At 75.2% G+C, this 19,019-nt stretch carries 1 protein-coding gene; it reads left to right on the top strand.

What is annotated here, in order from left to right; genetic code table 11:
- Window positions 1–96: 96 nt before the first annotated feature.
- Window positions 97–18,993, top strand: coding sequence for a non-ribosomal peptide synthetase (locus KBY47_RS06475; protein ID WP_210919974.1), 18,897 nt, complete (start codon window positions 97–99; stop codon window positions 18,991–18,993).
- Window positions 18,994–19,019 lie beyond the last annotated feature (26 nt).

The following is a 19,019-nucleotide window of genomic DNA, read 5'->3' as shown; positions in this document are numbered from 1 at the left end:
TCCATGAGCACCCTGTGATTTAGGTAACCCTTACCTTAGTATGACGCCGATCCCCGGCCCAGCGCCGGGACCGACCCCCTGGGGAGGCGCGCTGCCGTGTGCGGTTCCGAGGAAGTCCTGGCCTACTGGCGGCGGTTGCTCACTCCGCTTCCGCCGGAGACATCGCTCCCGACCGACCGACCCCACCCACCGGAACCCTCCGCCGAACGGGCGACCCGCGCCCTCACCGGCCTGCCCGACGCCCCCGACCCCGTGCTGCTCGCGGCGTTCGTGGCCCTGCTGCACCACTACAGCGGTGCCACCGATCTGACGGTCGGTCATGACGAGCTGCCGGTCCGGGCGTCCGTCGACCACGAACCCGACTTCCGGGAACTGACCCGGCGGGTGACGGAGGCCTGGCAGGACGCCCAGCTCCACCGGCTCCCCGTGTCCATGCTCACCGAGGAACTGTCCCCGGCGCCGACGCGCGGCGGCGGACTGTTCTTCAATACGGCGTTCGCCACCGCCGCCCGTCCCCCCGGGGAGCTGCCCGGCCCCGTCGACCTCCTCCTGGAGGTGGCGGACGGCACCGCCCGCGCCGCCTACGACCCGCGCCTGTTCGACGCCACGACCGTGGACAGGCTGCTCGGCCACTACCGGACCCTGCTCACCGACGGGCTCGCCCGGCCCGGCACACCGGTCGCCCGGCTCACCCTGATGGGCCCCGAGGAGTACCGGCAGGTCGTCCACGACGGGAACGCCACCGGGCACACCGTCCCCCTGGACACCTGGCCCGCGATGTTCGCCGCGCGGGTCCGCGAGCGCCCCGACGCCGTGGCGCTGGTCTTCGAGGACGAGCGTCTCAGCTACGCCGAACTGGACGAGCGGGCCAACCGGCTGGCCCACGCCCTGATCGCGCGCGGCGCCGGTCCCGAGCGGATCGTCGCGCTGTCGCTGCCGCGCTCGGCCGAGCTGATCGTCGCCGAGGTCGCCGTGCTCAAGTCGGGCGCCGCCTACCTGCCCATCGACCACGACTACCCGGCCGACCGCATCGCCTACATGCTCGGCGACGCCTCGCCCGTCTGCCTGGTCACCACCGAGGAGTGCGCGCGGGACCTCCCCGAGTACGGCACCACCCCGCTGCTCCCGCTCGACTCCCCCGCCGTCGCCGAGGAGTTGGCGTCCCGGCCCGCCCACGACCCCACCGACACCGACCGCGGCGCCCCGCTCACCGCCCTGAACGCCGCCTACGTCATCTACACCTCCGGCTCCACCGGCCGCCCCAAGGGCGTCGTCCTCGCACACAGCGGAGTGGCGAAGCTGGTCGCCACCCAGAGCGAACGGTTCGGCGTCGGCCCGCACAGCCGGGTGCTCCAGTTCGCCTCGCCCAGCTTCGACGTGGCCTTCTGGGACCTGTGCCTCGGGCTGCTGTCCGGCGGACGGCTCGTGGTCGTACCGGCCGAGCGCCGGGTGCCCGGCGCTCCGCTCGCCGACTACGCGAACGCGCACGGCGTCACCTTCATGATCCTGCCGCCCGCGCTGCTGTCCGCGCTGCCCGACGACCTGACGCTGCCACCGGCCGCGACGCTGCTCGCGGGCACCGAACGCGTCTCGCCGGAACTGGTGGGCCGCTTCGCGCGCGGGCGGATGATGTTCAACGCCTACGGCCCCACCGAGGCCACCACCAACTCCACGCTCGGCCTGTGCGACCCGGACATCCCGGCCGGAGCGATCGTGCCCATCGGCGTCCCGGACCCCGGCACGCGCGCGTACGTCCTCGACGCCTGGCTGCGGCCGGTGCCCGCCGGGGTGACGGGCGAGCTGTACCTCGGCGGCGCGGGGCTGGCGCGCGGCTATCTGGGGCGCCCCGACCTGACCGCCGAGCGGTTCGTCGCCGACCCGTTCGGCGCGCCCGGCGAACGGCTCTACCGCACCGGCGACCTGGTGCGCCGACGGTCCGACGGGCGCCTTGAGTTCCTCGGGCGGGCGGACGCCCAGCTGAAGATCCGCGGCTTCCGGATCGAGCCGGGCGAGATCGAGTCCGTGCTGCGCGGCCACCCGGCCGTCGACCAGGTCACCGTCGTGGCGCGCGAGGACCGCCCCGGCGACCGGCGGCTGGCCGCGTACGTCGTCCCCGCGCTGGACGGCCCGGCCGCCCGGGTCGAGGAGTGGAAGGACCTCCACGAACTCCTCTACGGCGCCGCCGACACGGAGGGCGAGGGGCTCCGGGAGAACTTCGCGGGCTGGAACAGCACCTACGACGGCCGCCCCCTCCCCCTCGCCGAGATGCGCGAGTGGCGGGCGGCGACCGTGGACCGCCTCCGCGCCCTCGGCCCGGCGCGCCGGGTACTGGAGATCGGCGTCGGCAGCGGTCTGATCCTGTCGCGGATCGCGCCCCACTGCGACGAGTACTGGGGCACCGACCTCTCCGAACAGGCCGTCGCCGCGCTGCGCCGCCAGGTCGAGGCCGACCCGGACCTGGCGGCCAGGGTGCGGCTGAGCGCCCGGCCCGCGCACGACACCGACGGGCTGCCCGCCGGGCACTTCGACACCGTCGTCATCAACTCCGTCGCCCAGTACTTCCCCAACGCCGACTACCTGCGCGACGTCCTGCGCCGGGCGGCCGGGCTGCTCGCGCCGGGCGGGCGGATCTTCGTCGGTGACGTGCGCAACCTGCGGCTGCTGCGCACCCTGCGGGCCGCCGTCGAGACCCGCCGCGCGGGCACCGACGACAAGGCCGCGCTGCGGGGGGCGGTCGAGCAGTCGGTGCGCTGGGAGGGCGAACTCCTCCTCGACCCCGACTTCTTCGCCACCCTCGACGGCTTCGACGCCGACATCCGGCTCAAGCGCGCGGCCCACCACAACGAGCTGAGCCGGTACCGGTACGACGTCGTCCTGCGCCCCGGCCCCCGGCGCCCGGCGCCGCCGGAACGGGAACTGCGCTGGACGGCCGTCGGCGGCCTCGCCGGGCTGGCCCGGCTGCTGGCGGACCGCCCGCAGCGGCTGCGGATCACCGGGGTGCCCAACGCACGCCTCGCCGACGATCTGGCCGACCTGTGGCGGCTGGAGGGCAGCGGCCACCAGGCGGCACCCGGCGCCGACCCGGAGGACCTGCACGCCCTGGCCGAGCAACACGGCTACCGGGCGGCGCTGACCTGGCACGGCGACGCGGACGACGGCGCGTTCGACGCGGTGCTCGTCACCGGCGGCAGGTCCGGCGAAACGACCGCCGACAAGTACGCCGACGCGGCCGACGACAGATCCGGCGAAACGACCGCCGACGAGTACGGCGGCAGGTCCGACGACAGGTCCCTCGACGCGCCGCACCCCGCCCCCGGAGGCGACTCCCCCGCCGCGCTCTACCGCCCCTCCGGCACCCGCCCGCTCGCCAACCGCCCCGCCCCCTTCCGTGACGTGGCCGCGCTGATGCGTGCCCTGCGCGTGTACGCCGCCGAGTGGCTGCCGGACTACATGGTCCCCTCGGCGTTCGTGCCCCTGCACACCCTGCCGGTCACCCCGAGCGGCAAGATCGACGCCCGTGCGCTGCCCGCGCCGGACTACGCCGCCCTCAGCTCCGGACGTCCCCCGCGCACCGCCCGCGAGCGGCTGCTGTGCGCCCTGTACGCCGATGTGCTGGGCCTGGGCCCGGTGACCGCGCAGGACGACTTCCTCGCCCTCGGCGGCGACAGCATCAGCGCGATCCGGCTGCTGATCCGCGCCAGGCAGGCGGGACTCGCGCTCACCACCCGGGACGTGTTCCGGCACCGCACGGTCGAGGCGCTGGCACGGGCCGCCGTCGAGCGCGTCGAGGAGACGGCCGAGAGCACGCCGCTGCTCCAGGTCGACGCGGCGGAACTCGCGGAGATCCAGGGCGAGAGGCCGCTGACCGTCGCCGAGCTGCTGCCGCTCTCCCCGCTCCAGCAGGGCTTCTTCTTCCACGCCCTGACCAGCGCCCCGACCGGCGGCAGCGGCGGTGACGCCTATGTCGTCCAGCAGGTCCTGGACCTGTCCGGACCGGTCGACGGCACCGAACTGCGCCGGGCGGCGCAGCGGCTCCTGGACCGGCACGCGCCACTGCGGGCGGCCTTCCGGCAGCGCCCCGACGGCACACCCGTACAGATCATCGCGGAGGGTGTGGAGCTGCCGTGGCGGGAGGCGCCGGCGCTGGAGGAGGTGGCCGCGGAGGAACGCGCGGCGGGCTTCGACCTGGCGGCGCCACCCTTGCTGCGCTGCGCCCTGGTACGACTGTCCGAGGAACGCAGTCAACTGCTGCTGACGTTCCATCACATCGTCGCGGACGGCTGGTCGCTGCCCGTCCTGCACCGCGAACTCCTCGCCTGCTACGGCACCGACGCCCCGGACCTGCCCCCCGTCACGCCCTACCGCGCCTTCCTGCGCCGCCTCGCCGCGCAGGACCGGGACGCGGCCCGGGAGGCGTGGCGTGCCGCGCTGGCCGGGCTGGACGAGCCGACCCGGCTGGTGGACTCCGAGGCCGGTACCGGCCCCCTGCGGCCCGCGCACGTCCGCGTGGAGCTGCCCGAGTCGGTCACCGCGCGGCTCGGCGAGCGTGCCCGGGAGCTGGGCGTCACCCTGGGCACGGTCGTGCAGACGGCGTGGGGCCTGCTGCTGGGCAGGCTGACGGGCCGGGACGACGTGGTGTTCGGCACCACCGTCTCGGGCCGGGACGGCGCGGTCGACGGCATCGCCGCGATGGTGGGCCTGTTCATCAACACCCTCCCCACCCGCTTCCGTTGGCGGCCCGGCGCGCCCCTCACGGAGCTGCTGGTCCGGCTCCAGGAGGAGCAGGCGGCGCTGCTCGACCACCAGCACCTGGGCCTGGCGGAGATCCAGCGGCTGGCCGGGTCCGGGCACGCGGGCGGCGGGGAACTCTTCGACACACTGGTGGTGTTCGAGAACTACCCCGCCGAAACGGACCTCCGGGACGCCTCCGGCCGGGTGCGGATCACCGGTACCGCCTTCCACGATGCCGTGCACTATCCGCTCGCCCTGATCGTCAAGCCGGGCAGGCGCCTGGACCTGCGGCTCAAGCACCACGCGGACCGGCTGGACGGCGAGGCGGTACGGGCGCTCGGGGACCGGCTCGCCCGGGTCCTGGAGGCGATCGCCGACGACCCGGCCCGCCCGGCGGCCTCCGTGGAACTGCTCTCCCCGGACGAGGCGCTCACCGCCCACCCGTCCGGCGAGGACCGCCCGGTGCCGGTGACCACCCTGGCCGAGGCGTTCGCCGCGCAGGTCGCCCGCACCCCGGAAGCGACCGCCGTCCTCCACGAGGAGGAGCGGCTCGGTTACACCGAACTCGACGCCCGCGCCGAGGCGCTGGCCGCCCGGCTGCGCGGCCGGGGCGCCGGTCCGGGCACGTTCGTCGCCGTCGCCGTACCGAGGTCGGCGGAGCTGATGGTGGCACTGCTCGGGGTGCTGAAGTCGGGCGCCGCCTATCTGCCGGTCGACCTGGACTACCCGGCGGACCGGGTAGCCCACATGCTCACCGACTCCGGAGCGACGACGGTGGTGACCCTGTCGGTGACGGCCGGCCGGCTGCCGGAGGGCACGGACGCGTCCGTACTGCTGCTGGACGTCGAGGAGTCGGCGCCCCTCCTCCCCGACGGCCCCCCGGCCCGCCCCGACGACCCCGCCTACCTCATCTACACCTCCGGCTCCACCGGCCTGCCCAAGGGCGTCGTCGTCACCCACCGGGCGATCGGCAACCGGCTGGCGTGGATGCAGGGCGCGTACGGGCTGGGCGCGGACGACCGGGTGCTCCAGAAGACGCCGTCCAGTTTCGACGTCTCGGTGTGGGAGTTCCTCTGGCCGCTGCTCGAAGGGGCCGCGGTGGTGCTCGCCCGGCCGGACGGGCACCGCGACCCGGCGTATCTGGCGGGGCTGGTGCGGAAGCGCCGGATCACGACCCTGCACTTCGTACCGTCGATGCTGGAGGCGTTCCTCTCGGCGGAGGAGGTCACCGCCGACCCCGGCTGGGCGGCCTCGCTGCGCCGGGTGTTCAGCAGCGGAGAGGCGCTGCCGGTGGCCGCCGCGCGCCGCTGGCGGGAGCTGACGGGCGTGGAGCTGCACAACCTGTACGGGCCGACGGAGGCCGCGGTCGACGTCACCCACCACCCGTACGGGACGGCCGAGCGGGGCACCACCGTGCCGATCGGCCGTCCGGTGTGGAACACCGGTCTGCGGGTGCTGGACGCCTGTCTGCGCCCGGTGCCGGACGGGGTGCCGGGCGAGCTGTATCTGACGGGTGTCCAGCTGGCTCGCGGGTATCACGCCCGCCCCGCGCTGACCGCCGAGCGCTTCCCCGCCGACCCCTACGGGCCGCCCGGCAGCCGGATGTACCGCACCGGCGACCTGGTGCGGCGCCGCGCGGACGGGGTGGTGGAGTACCTGGGCCGCACCGACCGGCAGGTCAAACTGCGCGGCAACCGGATCGAGCCGGGCGAGGTGGAGGCGGCGCTGGTGGCGCTGCCCGAGGTGGCGCGGGCCGCGGTGACGGTACGGGACGACACGCTGGTGGCGTATGTCGTGGCGCCCGGTGACCCGGACGTCGGCGTGCTGCGCGCGGCCGTGGCGGAGCGGCTGCCCTCGGCCATGGTGCCGGGCGCCTGGGTGGTGCTGGACGCGCTGCCGCTCACGCCCAGCGGCAAGCTGGACCGGGCCGCGCTGCCCGCGCCGAGGGCGGTCCGGGCCGCCGTCTCCCGCGCTCCGGGCAACCCGCGCGAGCGGCTGCTCACCGAGGTCTTCGCCGCCGTACTGAAACTCCCGGACATCGGCGTCGACGACGACTTCTTCCTGCTCGGCGGCGACAGCATCAGCTCCATCGCGGTCGCCAGCCGGGCCCGCCGCGCCGGGCTCGCCCTCGGCCCCAAGGACGTCTTCGAGTACCGCACCCCGGCCGCGCTGGCCGCCGCCGCGGGGGACGCGGACACGGCCGGGACGGCGGCCCCCGCCGAGTTCACGCTCACCGGCGAGGAGCGCGCCCGGGTGGAGCGGCTGGCGCCGGGCGGGGTCGAGGACGTCTGGCCGCTGGCCCCGCTCCAGGAGGGCCTGTTCTTCCACGCGGCGTACGACGACAGCGCGCTGGACGTCTACACCGTCCACGAGTCGTTCGACCTCGCCGAGCGGGTGGACGCCGGGCGGCTGCGCGCCGCGACCCGGACGCTGCTGGTCCGCAACCCGGGCCTGCGGGCCGGGTTCACCAGCGAGGGGCAGCGCAGGCCGGTGCAGTTCATCGTGCGGGACGCCGAGGTGCCGCTGCGCGAGGTGGACCTGTCGGGTCTGGACGCGGCCGGACAGGACCGGCGGATGGCGGAGTTGCTGGACAAGGAGCGCTCCCGCCGCTTCGACCTCGCCCGGCCGCCGCTGTTCCGGATGCTGCTGGTGCGGCTCGGCGCCGCACGCGGCGACCGGCTGGTCGTCGGGCGGCATCTGATCCTGTGGGACGGCTGGTCGGCCTGGCTGTTCCTGGACCAGCTCTTCGCGCTCTACGACAGCGGCGGCGACCCGGCGGGCCTCGGCCGCCCCGGCTCCTACCGGGACTACCTGGGCTGGCTGGAGCGGCAGGACGAGGCGGAGGCGACCCGGGCCTGGCGGTCCGCGCTCGCCGGTCTCGACGAGCCGACGCTGCTGGTGCCCGGGGTGCCGGACCGGGGCGCTGAGCCGGTGATCCCCCGCCAGCTGGACGCGGTGCTCGCCCCGGAGTCGGCGGCCCGGCTGCGGGAGACCGCGCGCTCCCACGGCCTCACCCTCAACACCGTGCTCAACGCGGCCTGGGGACTGACCCTGGCGAGCGCGACCGGGCGCGCCGACATCGTGTTCGGCACGACCGTCGCGGGCCGCCCGAGCGAGGTGCCGGACGTGGAGAACGTCATCGGCATGTTCCTCAACACGGTGCCCGCGCGGATCGCCTTCGACCCGCGCGAGCCGGTGCTCGACCTGCTGCGCCGCGTCCAGGGCGAGCGGCTGGCGCTGATGCCGTACGAGTACCTGGGGCTCGGTGTGCTCCAGGCGGAGACCGGGCACCGGCGGTTGTTCGACACGCTGTTCGTGCTGCGCAACGCCGACACCGACGAGCGGCTGGCCCGGCTGCGGGAGCGGCACGGGGCGAGTGCCGTGGCCAATGTGGACGCCACCCACTATCCGGCCAACCTGGTCGTCACGCCGGGCGAGCGGGTGCGGGTCACCCTCGCCCACCGGCCGGACCTGCTGGACGAGCGCCACGCGCGCGTGCTCCTCGACCGGTTCGTCCTGCTGGTGGACCGGCTGGCCGCCGACCCGTCCGCCGCCGTCGGCTCGTTGACCGCGCTGCTGCCCGCCGAGCGCGCCGCGCTGGCCCGGGAGGAGGCCGCCCAGCGGCAGCCGGTGCCGCACGAGACGGTCGCGGACATGCTCGCCGCGCAGGCCGCCCGCACCCCCGAGGCCACGGCGCTGGTCTTCGGCGACCGTAGGGTGACGTACGCCGAACTCGACGCCCGCTGCGACAAGGTGGCCCAACTGCTGCTGGCGCACGGTGCCGGGCCGGAGCGGGTGGTCGCGCTGGGGCTGCCGCGGTCGATCGACATGGTGGTGGCGCTGTTCGCGGTGCTGCGCACGGGTGCCGCCTATCTGCCGCTGGAGCTGGACCACCCGGCGGAGCGGCTGTCGGCGACGCTGGCCGACGCGCGTCCGCTGCTGCTGCTGACGACGCGGGCGGTGTCCCGGACCCTGGCGGGCCCCACCCCGCGCGTGCTGCTCGACGACCCGGAGGCTCTCACCGGCCTGCCCGACGATCCCGTACGGCGCTCCTTCAGCCTGGACCACCCCGCGTACGTCATCTACACCTCCGGCTCGACGGGCCGCCCCAAGGGTGTGGTCACGCCGTACGTGGGTCTGACGAACATGCAGCTCAACCACCAGAAGGAGATCTTCGCCCCGGCGATCGCGGCGGCGGGCGGGCGGCGGCTGCGGATCGCGCACACCGTGTCGTTCGCGTTCGACATGTCGTGGGAGGAGCTGCTGTGGCTGGTGGAGGGCCACGAGGTGCACATCTGCGACGAGGAGCTGCGCCGGGACGCCACCGCGCTGGTCGCCTACTGCGAGCGGCACCGTGTCGACGTGGTCAACGTGACCCCGACGTACGCCCATCTCCTCATCGAGGAGGGCCTGCTGGAGGGGCACCGGCCGCCGTTGGTGCTGCTCGGCGGCGAGGCGGTCACGGAGACGGTGTGGAACACCCTGCGGGACACCGAGGGCACCTACGGCTACAACCTGTACGGGCCGACCGAGTACACCATCAACACCCTCGGCGGCGGCACCGGCGACAGCGCGACCCCGACCGTGGGACGGCCGATCCGCGCCACCCGGGCGCGCGTCCTCGACGGCTGGCTGCGGCCGGTGCCGGACGGGGTGGCCGGTGAGCTGTACATCGCCGGGGTGGGTCTGGCCCGTGGCTATCTGGACCGGGCGGGGCTGACCGCCGAGCGTTTCGTGGCCGACCCGTTCGGACGGCCGGGTGAGCGGATGTACCGCACCGGTGACCTGGTGCGGCGGCGCCCGGACGGCAACCTGGACTTCCTCGGCCGCACCGACGACCAGGTCAAGGTCCGCGGCCACCGGGTGGAACTGGGCGAGATCGAGACCGTGCTCGCACAGCACCCGGAGGTCTCCCAGGCCGCCGTGCTGGCCCGCGACGACACCGCCGCGCCGGGCACCCAGCGGCTGGTGGGCTATGTCGTCCCGGCCGAACCGGACGCCGTGGCCCGTCGGTCGGCGGAGCGGGAGCAGATCGGCGAGTGGCGGGACATCTACTCGGCCGAGTACACCGAGATCGGCACCGCCCTGTTCACCGAGGACTTCGCGGGCTGGGACAGCTCCTACGACGGCTCCCCCATCCCCCTGGACCACATGCGCGAGTGGCGTGCGGCCACCGTCGAGCGGATCAGGGAGCTGAACCCGCGGCGGGTGCTGGAGATCGGCGTCGGCTCCGGTCTGCTGCTGTCCCGGCTGGCCCCGGACGCGGAGGCGTACTGGGCGACCGACTTCGCCGCGCCGGTGATCCGCAAGCTGGGCGAGGAGCTGGAGGCCGACCCGGAGCTGGCCCGCAAGGTCGAACTGCGCTGCCAGGCGGCCGAGGTGACCGACGGGCTGCCGGCCGGCTTCTTCGACACGGTCGTCATCAACTCCGTCGTCCAGTACTTCCCCAGCCTCGACCACCTGCGCGAGGTGATCCGGGGCGCGCTGGGCCTGCTCGCGCCCGGCGGCGCCCTGTTCCTCGGTGACGTACGCGATCTGCGGCAGGCCAGGGTCTTCCAGACCGGCGTGCAGCGGGCCCGCGCGGGCGCGGACGCCGACCCGGAGACCCTGCGCCGGGCCGTGGACCGGGGTCTGGCACTGGAGAAGGAACTCCTCGTCGACCCCGACTGGTTCGCCACCCTGGGCGTCGGCGCCGAGGTGCGCACCAAGGCCGGACGGCACCACAACGAGCTGACCCGGTACCGGTACGACGTCGTCCTGTACGAGGACACGGCGGGCGCCCTGCGGCTGGACGGCGCGCCGGTCCTGGAGTGGTCCGGGCCGGACGAGGTGAGCGCCCGTCTAGGAACGGGCCCCGAGCCGCTGCGGGTGCGGCGCGTCCCGGACGCGCGTACGGCGGACGACCTCGCGGCGATGCGGGCGACGGACCCGCGTGCGGGTGCGGAGCCCGGGACACCGACGGCGACGGCCCCGCTTCCCGGCGAGGAGCCCGAGGCGCTGCGGGAGCTGGGCGCCGCCCACGGGTACCGGACGCTGACCACCTGGTCCGACGAGCCCGGCTTCTTCGACGCCGTGTTCGTCCCCGCCGGGGCGCCCGCGCGCACCCTCGGCCTCCATCGTCCCCGCCCCGACCGGGGCGGCGCCCCCTACGCCAACACCCCGACGGCGACGCGCGGGCACGGCGCCCTGGTCCGGCGGCTGCGCGACGACCTCGGGCAGCGGCTGCCCGGCTACATGGTCCCGGCCGCGTTCGTGGTGCTGCCGCGGCTCCCGATGAACGACAACGGCAAGCTCGACGTGCGGGCCCTGCCCGACGCCGAACCCGCGGTGGCGCTGTCGGCGGGGCGGGGGCCGCGCACTCCGGTGGAGGAGACGCTGTGCCGTCTCTTCGCCGAGGTGCTGGGGCTCCCCTCGACCGGCGCGGAGGACGACTTCTTCGACCTGGGCGGGCACTCGCTGCTCGCCACCCGGCTGATCAGCCGGGCCCGCACCGAGCTGGGCGCGGAGCTGGCGATCCGGGACCTGTTCGAGGCACCCACACCGGAGGCGCTGGCGGCGCGCGCGGTGGTCGGCCGCCCGGTGCGTCCGGTGCTCGCCCCGGTGGCGCGGCGGCCCGAGCGGGTGCCGCTGTCGGCGGCACAGCGGCGGCTGTGGCTGGTGGAACGGATCACCGGCGGTGGCGTAGCCTACAACTTCCCGCTGGTGTTCCGGCTGCGCGGGGCGCTGGACGTGGCCGCGCTGCGGGCCGCCCTGGGTGATGTGACGGAACGTCATGAGGCGTTGCGGACGCGGGTCGTGGTGGCGGACGGGGAGCCGTACCAGGAGGTCGTGGCGGCCGTGCCGGAGTGGTCGGTGGTGGACTGCGCGGAGGAGGAGCTGCCCGCGCTGATCGCGGCGGCCCAGCGGCGCCCGTTCGACCTGGGCGCCGGACTCCCGGTGCGGGCCGAGGTGTTCCGCCGGGCGCCGGACGACCATGTGGTGGCGCTGGTGCTGCACCACATCACCACCGACGAGTGGTCGGACCGGCCCTTCCTCACCGATCTGGCCACCGCCTACCACGCCCGCCGTGCGGGCCGGGCCCCCGGCTGGGCGCCGCTGCCGGTGCAGTACGCGGACTACACGCTGTGGCAGGACACCCTGCTCGGCCAGGTCGGGGAGGCCCAGCTCGCCCACTGGGCCGAGGTGTTGCGCGACCTGCCGGAGGAGCTGGCGCTGCCGCTGGACCGGCCGCGCCCGGCGGAGCCCACCGGGCGCGGCGGCAGGGTCCGTACGGAGGTCGGCGCCGGCACCGCCCGTGCCCTGCGGGACCTGTCCGCCGCCACCGGCACCAGCATGTTCATGCTGTTCCAGGCGGCCACGGCGGCGCTGCTGCACCGGCTGGGCGCCGGGGACGACATTCCGCTGGGCGCGCCCATCGCGGGCCGTACCGATGACGCGCTGAGCGATCTGGTCGGCTTCTTCGTCAACACGCTGGTCCTGCGCACCGACCTGTCCGGGACGCCGACGTTCCGTGAACTCCTGGCGCGGGTGCGGGAGTCGGCGCTGGCCGCGTTCGAGCACCAGGACGTGCCCTTCGACCAGGTGGTGGAGGCCGTCAACCCGCCGCGCGTGGCGGGCCGCAACCCGCTGTTCCAGGTGATGCTGGGCTACCACTACCGGCCCGACGGCGACCCGGACGTGCTGGGGCTGCCCACCGAGTGGTTCGACATGGACACCGGTACGGCCAAGTTCGACCTGCACTTCACCTTCGTGGACGAGGTGGGCCGCGACCGGCTGGTGCTGCTGCTGGAGCACGCGCTCGACCTGTGCGACCCGGCGACGGCCGAGCTGCTGGCCCGGCGGCTGCTGCGGCTGCTGGAGCGGGTGGCCGCCGAACCCGACCGACCGCTGGCCGAGTTCGAGGTGCTGGCGGAGGACGAGCGGCGGTCGGTGCTCACCGGCTGGAACGACACCCGCCGGGACACCCCGGCCACGACCCTGCCGGAGCTGTTCCGTGCCCAGGCCGCCCGGACGCCGGACGCACTCGCCCTCGTCCACGGCGACCAGCGGCTGACGTACGCGGAGTTGGACGCCCGGGTCGAGCGGACGGCACGGGTGCTGGCCGGTGCCGGGGTGGGTCCGGAGCACACGGTGGCGGTGGCGCTGCCGCGTTCGGTGGACCTCGTCGTCGCCCTGCTGGCGGTGCACCGCGCGGGCGGCGCCTATCTGCCGCTCGATCCGGACCAGCCTCCGGAGCGGCGGGCGCTGATGCTGGCGGAGGCGCGGCCGGTGTGCGTGATCGAGGACGGGCTCCCGGACGGTCCGGAGGGTGAACCGCCGTCCCGGTACCGGCCCTCGACCCCCGCGTACGTGATCTACACCTCGGGGTCGACCGGCCGTCCCAAGGGCGTGGCCGTCCCGCACGAGGGCATCGTCAACCGGCTGCTGTGGATGCAGGACACCTACGGGCTGACGGCGGACGACCGCGTCCTCCAGAAGACCCCGGCCGGTTTCGACGTGTCGGTGTGGGAGTTCTTCTGGCCGCTGGTCACGGGCGCGGCGCTGGTGGTGGCGGAGCCGGGGGCGCACCGCGATCCACCGCGGCTGGCGGAGCTGGTCCGCGAGTCGGGCGTGACGACCGTCCACTTCGTGCCGTCGATGCTCCAGATGTTCCTCGAGGAACCCGCCGCCGCGCGGTGCGTGGGCCTGCGCCGGGTGCTGTGCAGCGGTGAGGCGCTGCCCCTGCCGGTGGCACGGGCCTGCCACGAGGTCCTGCCGTCGGCCGCGCTGCACAACCTGTACGGGCCCACGGAGGCGTCGGTCGACGTCACGGCGACCGAGGTGCCGCCCGGTGCCGAGCGCGTGGTGATCGGCCGTCCGGTGTGGAACACCCGCGCCTATGTGCTGGACACCGCGCTGCGGCCGGTGCCGCCGGGTGTCGCCGGTGAGCTGTACCTGGCGGGCGTGCAGCTGGCCCGCGGCTATGTGGGCCGGGCGGCGCTGACCGCGGAACGGTTCGTCGCCGACCCGTACGGCCCGCCCGGCGCCCGCATGTACCGCACGGGGGACCTGGCCCGCTGGACGGCGGACGGCACGCTCGACTTCCTCGGCCGCACCGACGACCAGGTCAAGATCCGGGGGGTGCGGATCGAGCCCGGCGAGATCGAGGCCGTGCTCGCCCGGCACGCCTCGGTGGCACACGCCGTGGTCGTCGCGCACGAGCAGCGGCTGGTGGCGTACGTCGTCCCGGTGGCCGGTGCGGGGCGGCCCGACCCGGCGGGCTTGCGCGCGCACACCGCCGCCGCGCTGCCGGAGCACATGGTCCCGGCCGCCTTCGTGACGCTTCAGGCACTGCCGCTCACCCGCAACGGCAAGCTCGACCGGGGGGCGCTGCCCGCGCCGGACTTCGCGGCGGGCGCCGCCGTCACGGGCGCCCGTCCGCGCGGCCCGCGCGAGGAGATCCTGTGCGGTCTGGTCGCGGATGTGCTGGGCGTGCCCCGGGTCGGGGTCGACGACGACTTCTTCGCGCTGGGCGGGCACTCGCTGCTGGCGATGCGGCTGGCGGCGCGGATCCGGGCGGCGCTGGGCGCCGAGGTGTCGCTGCGTACGGTGTTCGACGCGCCGACGGTCTCCCGGCTCGCCGAGCGCCTCGCCACCGGCGGCGCCCCGGCCCGTCCCGCGCTGACCGTGCGGCCGCGTCCCGACCGGCTGCCGCTGTCCTCCGCCCAGCGGCGGCTGTGGGTGCTGTACCAGGTGGAGGGTCCCAGTGCGACGTACAACATCCCCTGGGCGTGGCGGCTGACCGGTTCCCTGGACGTCGAGGCGCTGCGGGCGGCGGTGCACGACGTCGCCGTGCGGCACGAGACGCTGCGCACGGTGTTCCCGGACGAGGACGGCCGGGCCCGCCAGCGGGTTCTCGCGCCGGACGAGGTGCGGATCCCGGTCGTCGTGGAGGACATCGAACCGGCGCTGCTCGCGGAGCGGCTGCGGGAGGCGGGGGCGTACGGCTTCGCCCTGGACCGTGAGCCGCCGCTGCGGGTGCATGTGCTGCGCTCGGGCGCCGAGGAGTGGACGCTGTTGCTCCTGCTGCACCACATCGCCGGTGACGAGTGGTCGGAGCGCCCGCTGACCGGCGATCTGGCGGTGGCGTACGCGGCGCGGGCCGCCGACAGGGCTCCGCAGTGGGAGCCGTTGCCCGTCCAGTACGCCGACTACACGCTGTGGCAGCGGGACGTACTCGGTGACGAGAAGGACGCGAGCAGTCTGGCGGCGCGTCAGCTGGCCTACTGGAGGCGGGCGTTGGCGGGGCTGCCGGAGGAGTTGCCGCTTCCGGTGGACCGTCCCCGGCCGCTGGAGTCCGGCTACCGGGGCGGTGCCGCCGATCTCTCCCTCGACGCCGGACTGGCCACGGGGCTGCGGGCGCTGGCGCGGGAGCACGGGGTGAGCGTGTTCATGGTGGTGCAGGCCGCCGTGGCGACGCTGCTGTCACGGCTGGGCGCGGGCGACGACATCCCCCTCGGCAGCCCGATCTCCGGGCGGACGGACGCCGCCCTGGAGGAGCTGACCGGGTTCTTCCTCAACACGCTGGTGCTGCGCACCGACACCTCGGGCGATCCGACGTTCCGGGAACTGCTGGCGCGGGTGCGGGAGGCCGATCTCGCCGCCTTCGACCACCAGGACGTGCCCTTCGAGCGGCTGGTGGAGGCGCTCAACCCGGCCCGGTCGCTGGCCCGGCACCCGCTGTTCCAGGTGATGGTGGTGTACCTGGCGTCCGGCCCGGACGAGCCGGAGCTGCTGCCGGGGCTGCGGGCGCGCAGGGACGAGGTGGCGGTGACGACCGCCAAGTTCGACCTGTCGTTCGACTTCGTGGAGCGCGGGGACGGTGACGGCGTCGACGGGGTGCTGGAGTACAGCGCCGAGCTGTTCGACCACGCGACCGCGCGGTCCTTCGCGGACCGGCTGCGCCGTGTACTGCGCGCGGTGACCGCCGACCCGGGGGTGAGGCTCGGCGCCATCGACATCCTGGACCCGGAGGAACGGCGGCGGCTGACCGGCGGCTGGCACGCCCGGCCGCCGCTCGGCGCGCCCACCACCGTGCCCGCGCTGTTCGAGGCGCAGGTGCGGCGCTGCCCGGGGCGGCCCGCGGTGGCCTCGGAGGGCATGCGGCTGAGCTTCGCGCGGCTGGACGAGGAGTCCAACCGCTTGGCCCGGCTGCTGATCGAGCGGGGCGCGGGGCCCGAGCGGTACGTGGCGCTTGCGCTGCCGCGCACCGCCGGGTTCCTGGTCGCCGTACTCGCGGTGCTCAAGGCGGGTGCGGCGTATCTGCCGCTCGATCCGGAGGCGCCGGTGGAGCGTACGGCGTCGGTCCTGGCGGACGCCCGCCCGGTGCTCACGCTGACCACGCGCGAGCTACGGCGGGGGCTTCCCAACGCGGCCGAGGCGCTGTTGCTCGACGTGCCGGGCACGGTGGAGCTGATCGCGGCGCGGGACGCCTCCGGCCTCACGGACGCGGACCGGATCGCACCGCTGACGCCCCGCCATCCGGCGTATGTCATCTACACCTCCGGCTCCACCGGCCGCCCGAAGGGTGTGGTGGTCACCCATGAGTCGCTGGGGAACCTCTTCCACAGCCACCGGGAGACACTGCACCGGCCCGCGGTCGAGGCGGCCGGGCGGGAGCATCTGCGGGTCGGGCACGCCTGGTCGTTCTTCTTCGACGCGTCCTGGCAGCCGCAGCTGTGGCTGCTGGACGGGCACTGTGTGCACATCGTGTCGGAGGAGGTGCGGCGCGACCCCGAGCTGCTGGCGGCGGCCGTGCGGGCACACGGCTTCGACTTCCTGGAGGTCACGCCGTCGTTCTTCGCGCAGATGGCGGAGGCCGGGCTGCTCGACGGCGACGACTGTCCGCTGACGGTGGTCGGGGTGGGCGGCGAGGCGGTGCCGGTCGCCCTGTGGCGGCGGCTCGCGGGGCTGCGCGGCACGGCGGCGTTCAATCTGTACGGGCCGACGGAGTCGACCGTGGACGCGCTCGTGGCCCGGGTCGGCGACAGTGAACGCCCGCTGGTGGGGCGGCCGGTGGCGGGCTCCCGCGCCTTTGTGCTGGACGGCGGGTTGCGGCCGGTGCCGCCCGGGGTGACCGGGGAGCTGTATCTGGCGGGCGGCGGGCTCGCCCGCGGCTATCTGGGGGCGCCGGGGCTCACGGCGGAGCGTTTCGTGGCCGATCCGTTCGGGGCGCCGGGTGGTCGGCTGTACCGCACCGGCGACCTGGCCCGCTGGACGGCCGACGGCCGCCTGGACTACCTCGGGCGGGCCGACGACCAGGTCAAGATCCGCGGCTTCCGCATCGAACCGGCGGAGACCGAGTCGGTGCTTACCGGCCATCAGGGCATCGCACAGGCGCTGGTGACGGTACGTCAGGACGGGCCGCGCAGGCAGCTCGTCGCGTACGTCGTCCCCGCCCCCGACGCCCCGGAGGCACCCGGCGCGGGCGAGCTGCGCGGGTGGGTCGCGGCCCGGCTGCCCGACCACATGGTCCCGGCGGCCGTCGTCGTCCTGGACCGCTTCCCGGAGCTGGCCAACGGCAAGCTGGACCGGGCCGCGCTGCCCGCGCCGGACTTCTCCGCGCTGTCCGGAGGGCGGGCGCCCGCCACGCCCGTGGAGGAGGCGCTGTGCGCGGTCTTCGCGGAGGTGCTGGGACTCGAACGGGTCGGCGCCGACGACGACTTCTTCGTCCTCGGCGGGGACAGCATCGTCGCGATGCAACTCGTCGGGCGGGCCCGTGCGCGCGGGGTGCGGATCACTCCCCGGCTGGTCTTCCGGCACCGTACGGCCGCCGCGCTGGGCGCCGTCGCCGGGTCACTCGCGGCAGCCGGGCCGCGCCACGGGGACGACGGCACGGGCACGGTGTCGCTGACGCCGGTCATGCACTGGCTGCGGGAACTGGGCGGCCCCTTCGCGTCGTACCACCAGGCGGCGGTCGTGCGCACGCCCGCCGAACTGGACGGGCCGGGTCTGACCGCCGTCCTCCAGGCGCTGGCCGACCGGCACGACATGCTGCGGGCACGGCTGGTGCGGGCGTCCGAGGAGGACTGGTCGCTGGTCGTGCCGCCGGTCGGCGCGGTGGACGCCGCCGGTTGGGTGGAGCGGGTGGACGTCGCCGGGCTCGGCGCCGGGGCGCTCGCCGCGACCGTGCGGGAGCACGCCCTCGCGGCGCGGGCACGGCTCGACCCGGATGCGGGCGTCGTGGTGCGGGCGGTGTGGTTCGACGCGGGCGGTGCCCCCGGGCGGCTGCTGCTGATGGCCCATCACCTGGTGGTGGACGGGGTGTCCTGGCGGGTGCTGCTGCCCGATCTGGCGGCGGCGTGGCGGGACGTGCGCGCCGGGCGTGCGGTGCGGCTCGACCCGGTCGAGACGTCGTTCGCCCGCTGGTCACGGCTGCTGACGGAGCTGGCGCGGGAGCCCGCCAGGGAGGCCGAGCTGGAGACCTGGACGGCCGTCCTGGGCGGGGAGCCGTTCCCGCTGCCGAGGCGGCCGGAGCCCGACCGGGACACCGCCGCGACCCGCCGGGAGGTCGTCCTGCGGCTGCCCGCCGACCGCACCGGCCCGCTGCTGTCCACGGTGCCCGCCGCCTTCGGCGCAGGGGTCGACGACGTGCTGCTGGCGGCGCTCGCGCTCGCCTTCGCCGACTGGCGGCGCCGACACGGCGGTACGGAGACCTCGCTGCTGGTCGACCTCGAAGGTCATGGCCGCGTGGAGGAGCTGGCGGGCGACGACGTCGACCTGTCGCGGACGGTGGGCTGGTTCACCGGCATCCATCCGGTGCGGCTGGACGCCGGTGGGATCGACGTGGACGCCGCGCTCGCGGGCGGTGCGGAGGCGGACGAGGCCGTGCGGCGGGTGCGGGAGCTGCGGCGGGCGCTGCCCGCGAACGGCGTCGGCCACGGCATGCTCCGCTACCTCAACCCCCGCACCCGTGAGGTCCTGTCCGCCCTGGAGCCCGCCCGGGTCGAGTTCAACTACCTGGGCCGGTTCGGGGTGCCGGAGGAGACGGACTGGTCGTACGCGCCGGAGGACGACGTGGCCGACGTGGGTCCCGAGCCCGCGATGCGGCAGGGGCACGCGCTGGAGATCAACGTGGTGACCGAGGACCGGGCCGACGGGCCGGTGCTCGCCGCCCACTGGGCCCATCTGGCGGAGCTGCTGCCGGGCGAGGCCGTCCAGGATCTCGCCGGGACCTGGTTCCGGGCGCTTCAGGCGCTGATCGTACGGGCGCGAGAGAAGTGACGACCAAAGCGAGAGCCGGAGCGAGA

It is taken from the genome of Streptomyces sp. B93, assembly GCF_018070565.1.
In the GTDB taxonomy this organism is placed as follows: domain Bacteria; phylum Actinomycetota; class Actinomycetes; order Streptomycetales; family Streptomycetaceae; genus Streptomyces.
Note: the sequence above shows the minus strand (reverse complement) of the source record. Positions and strands in the feature narration are given on the sequence as shown.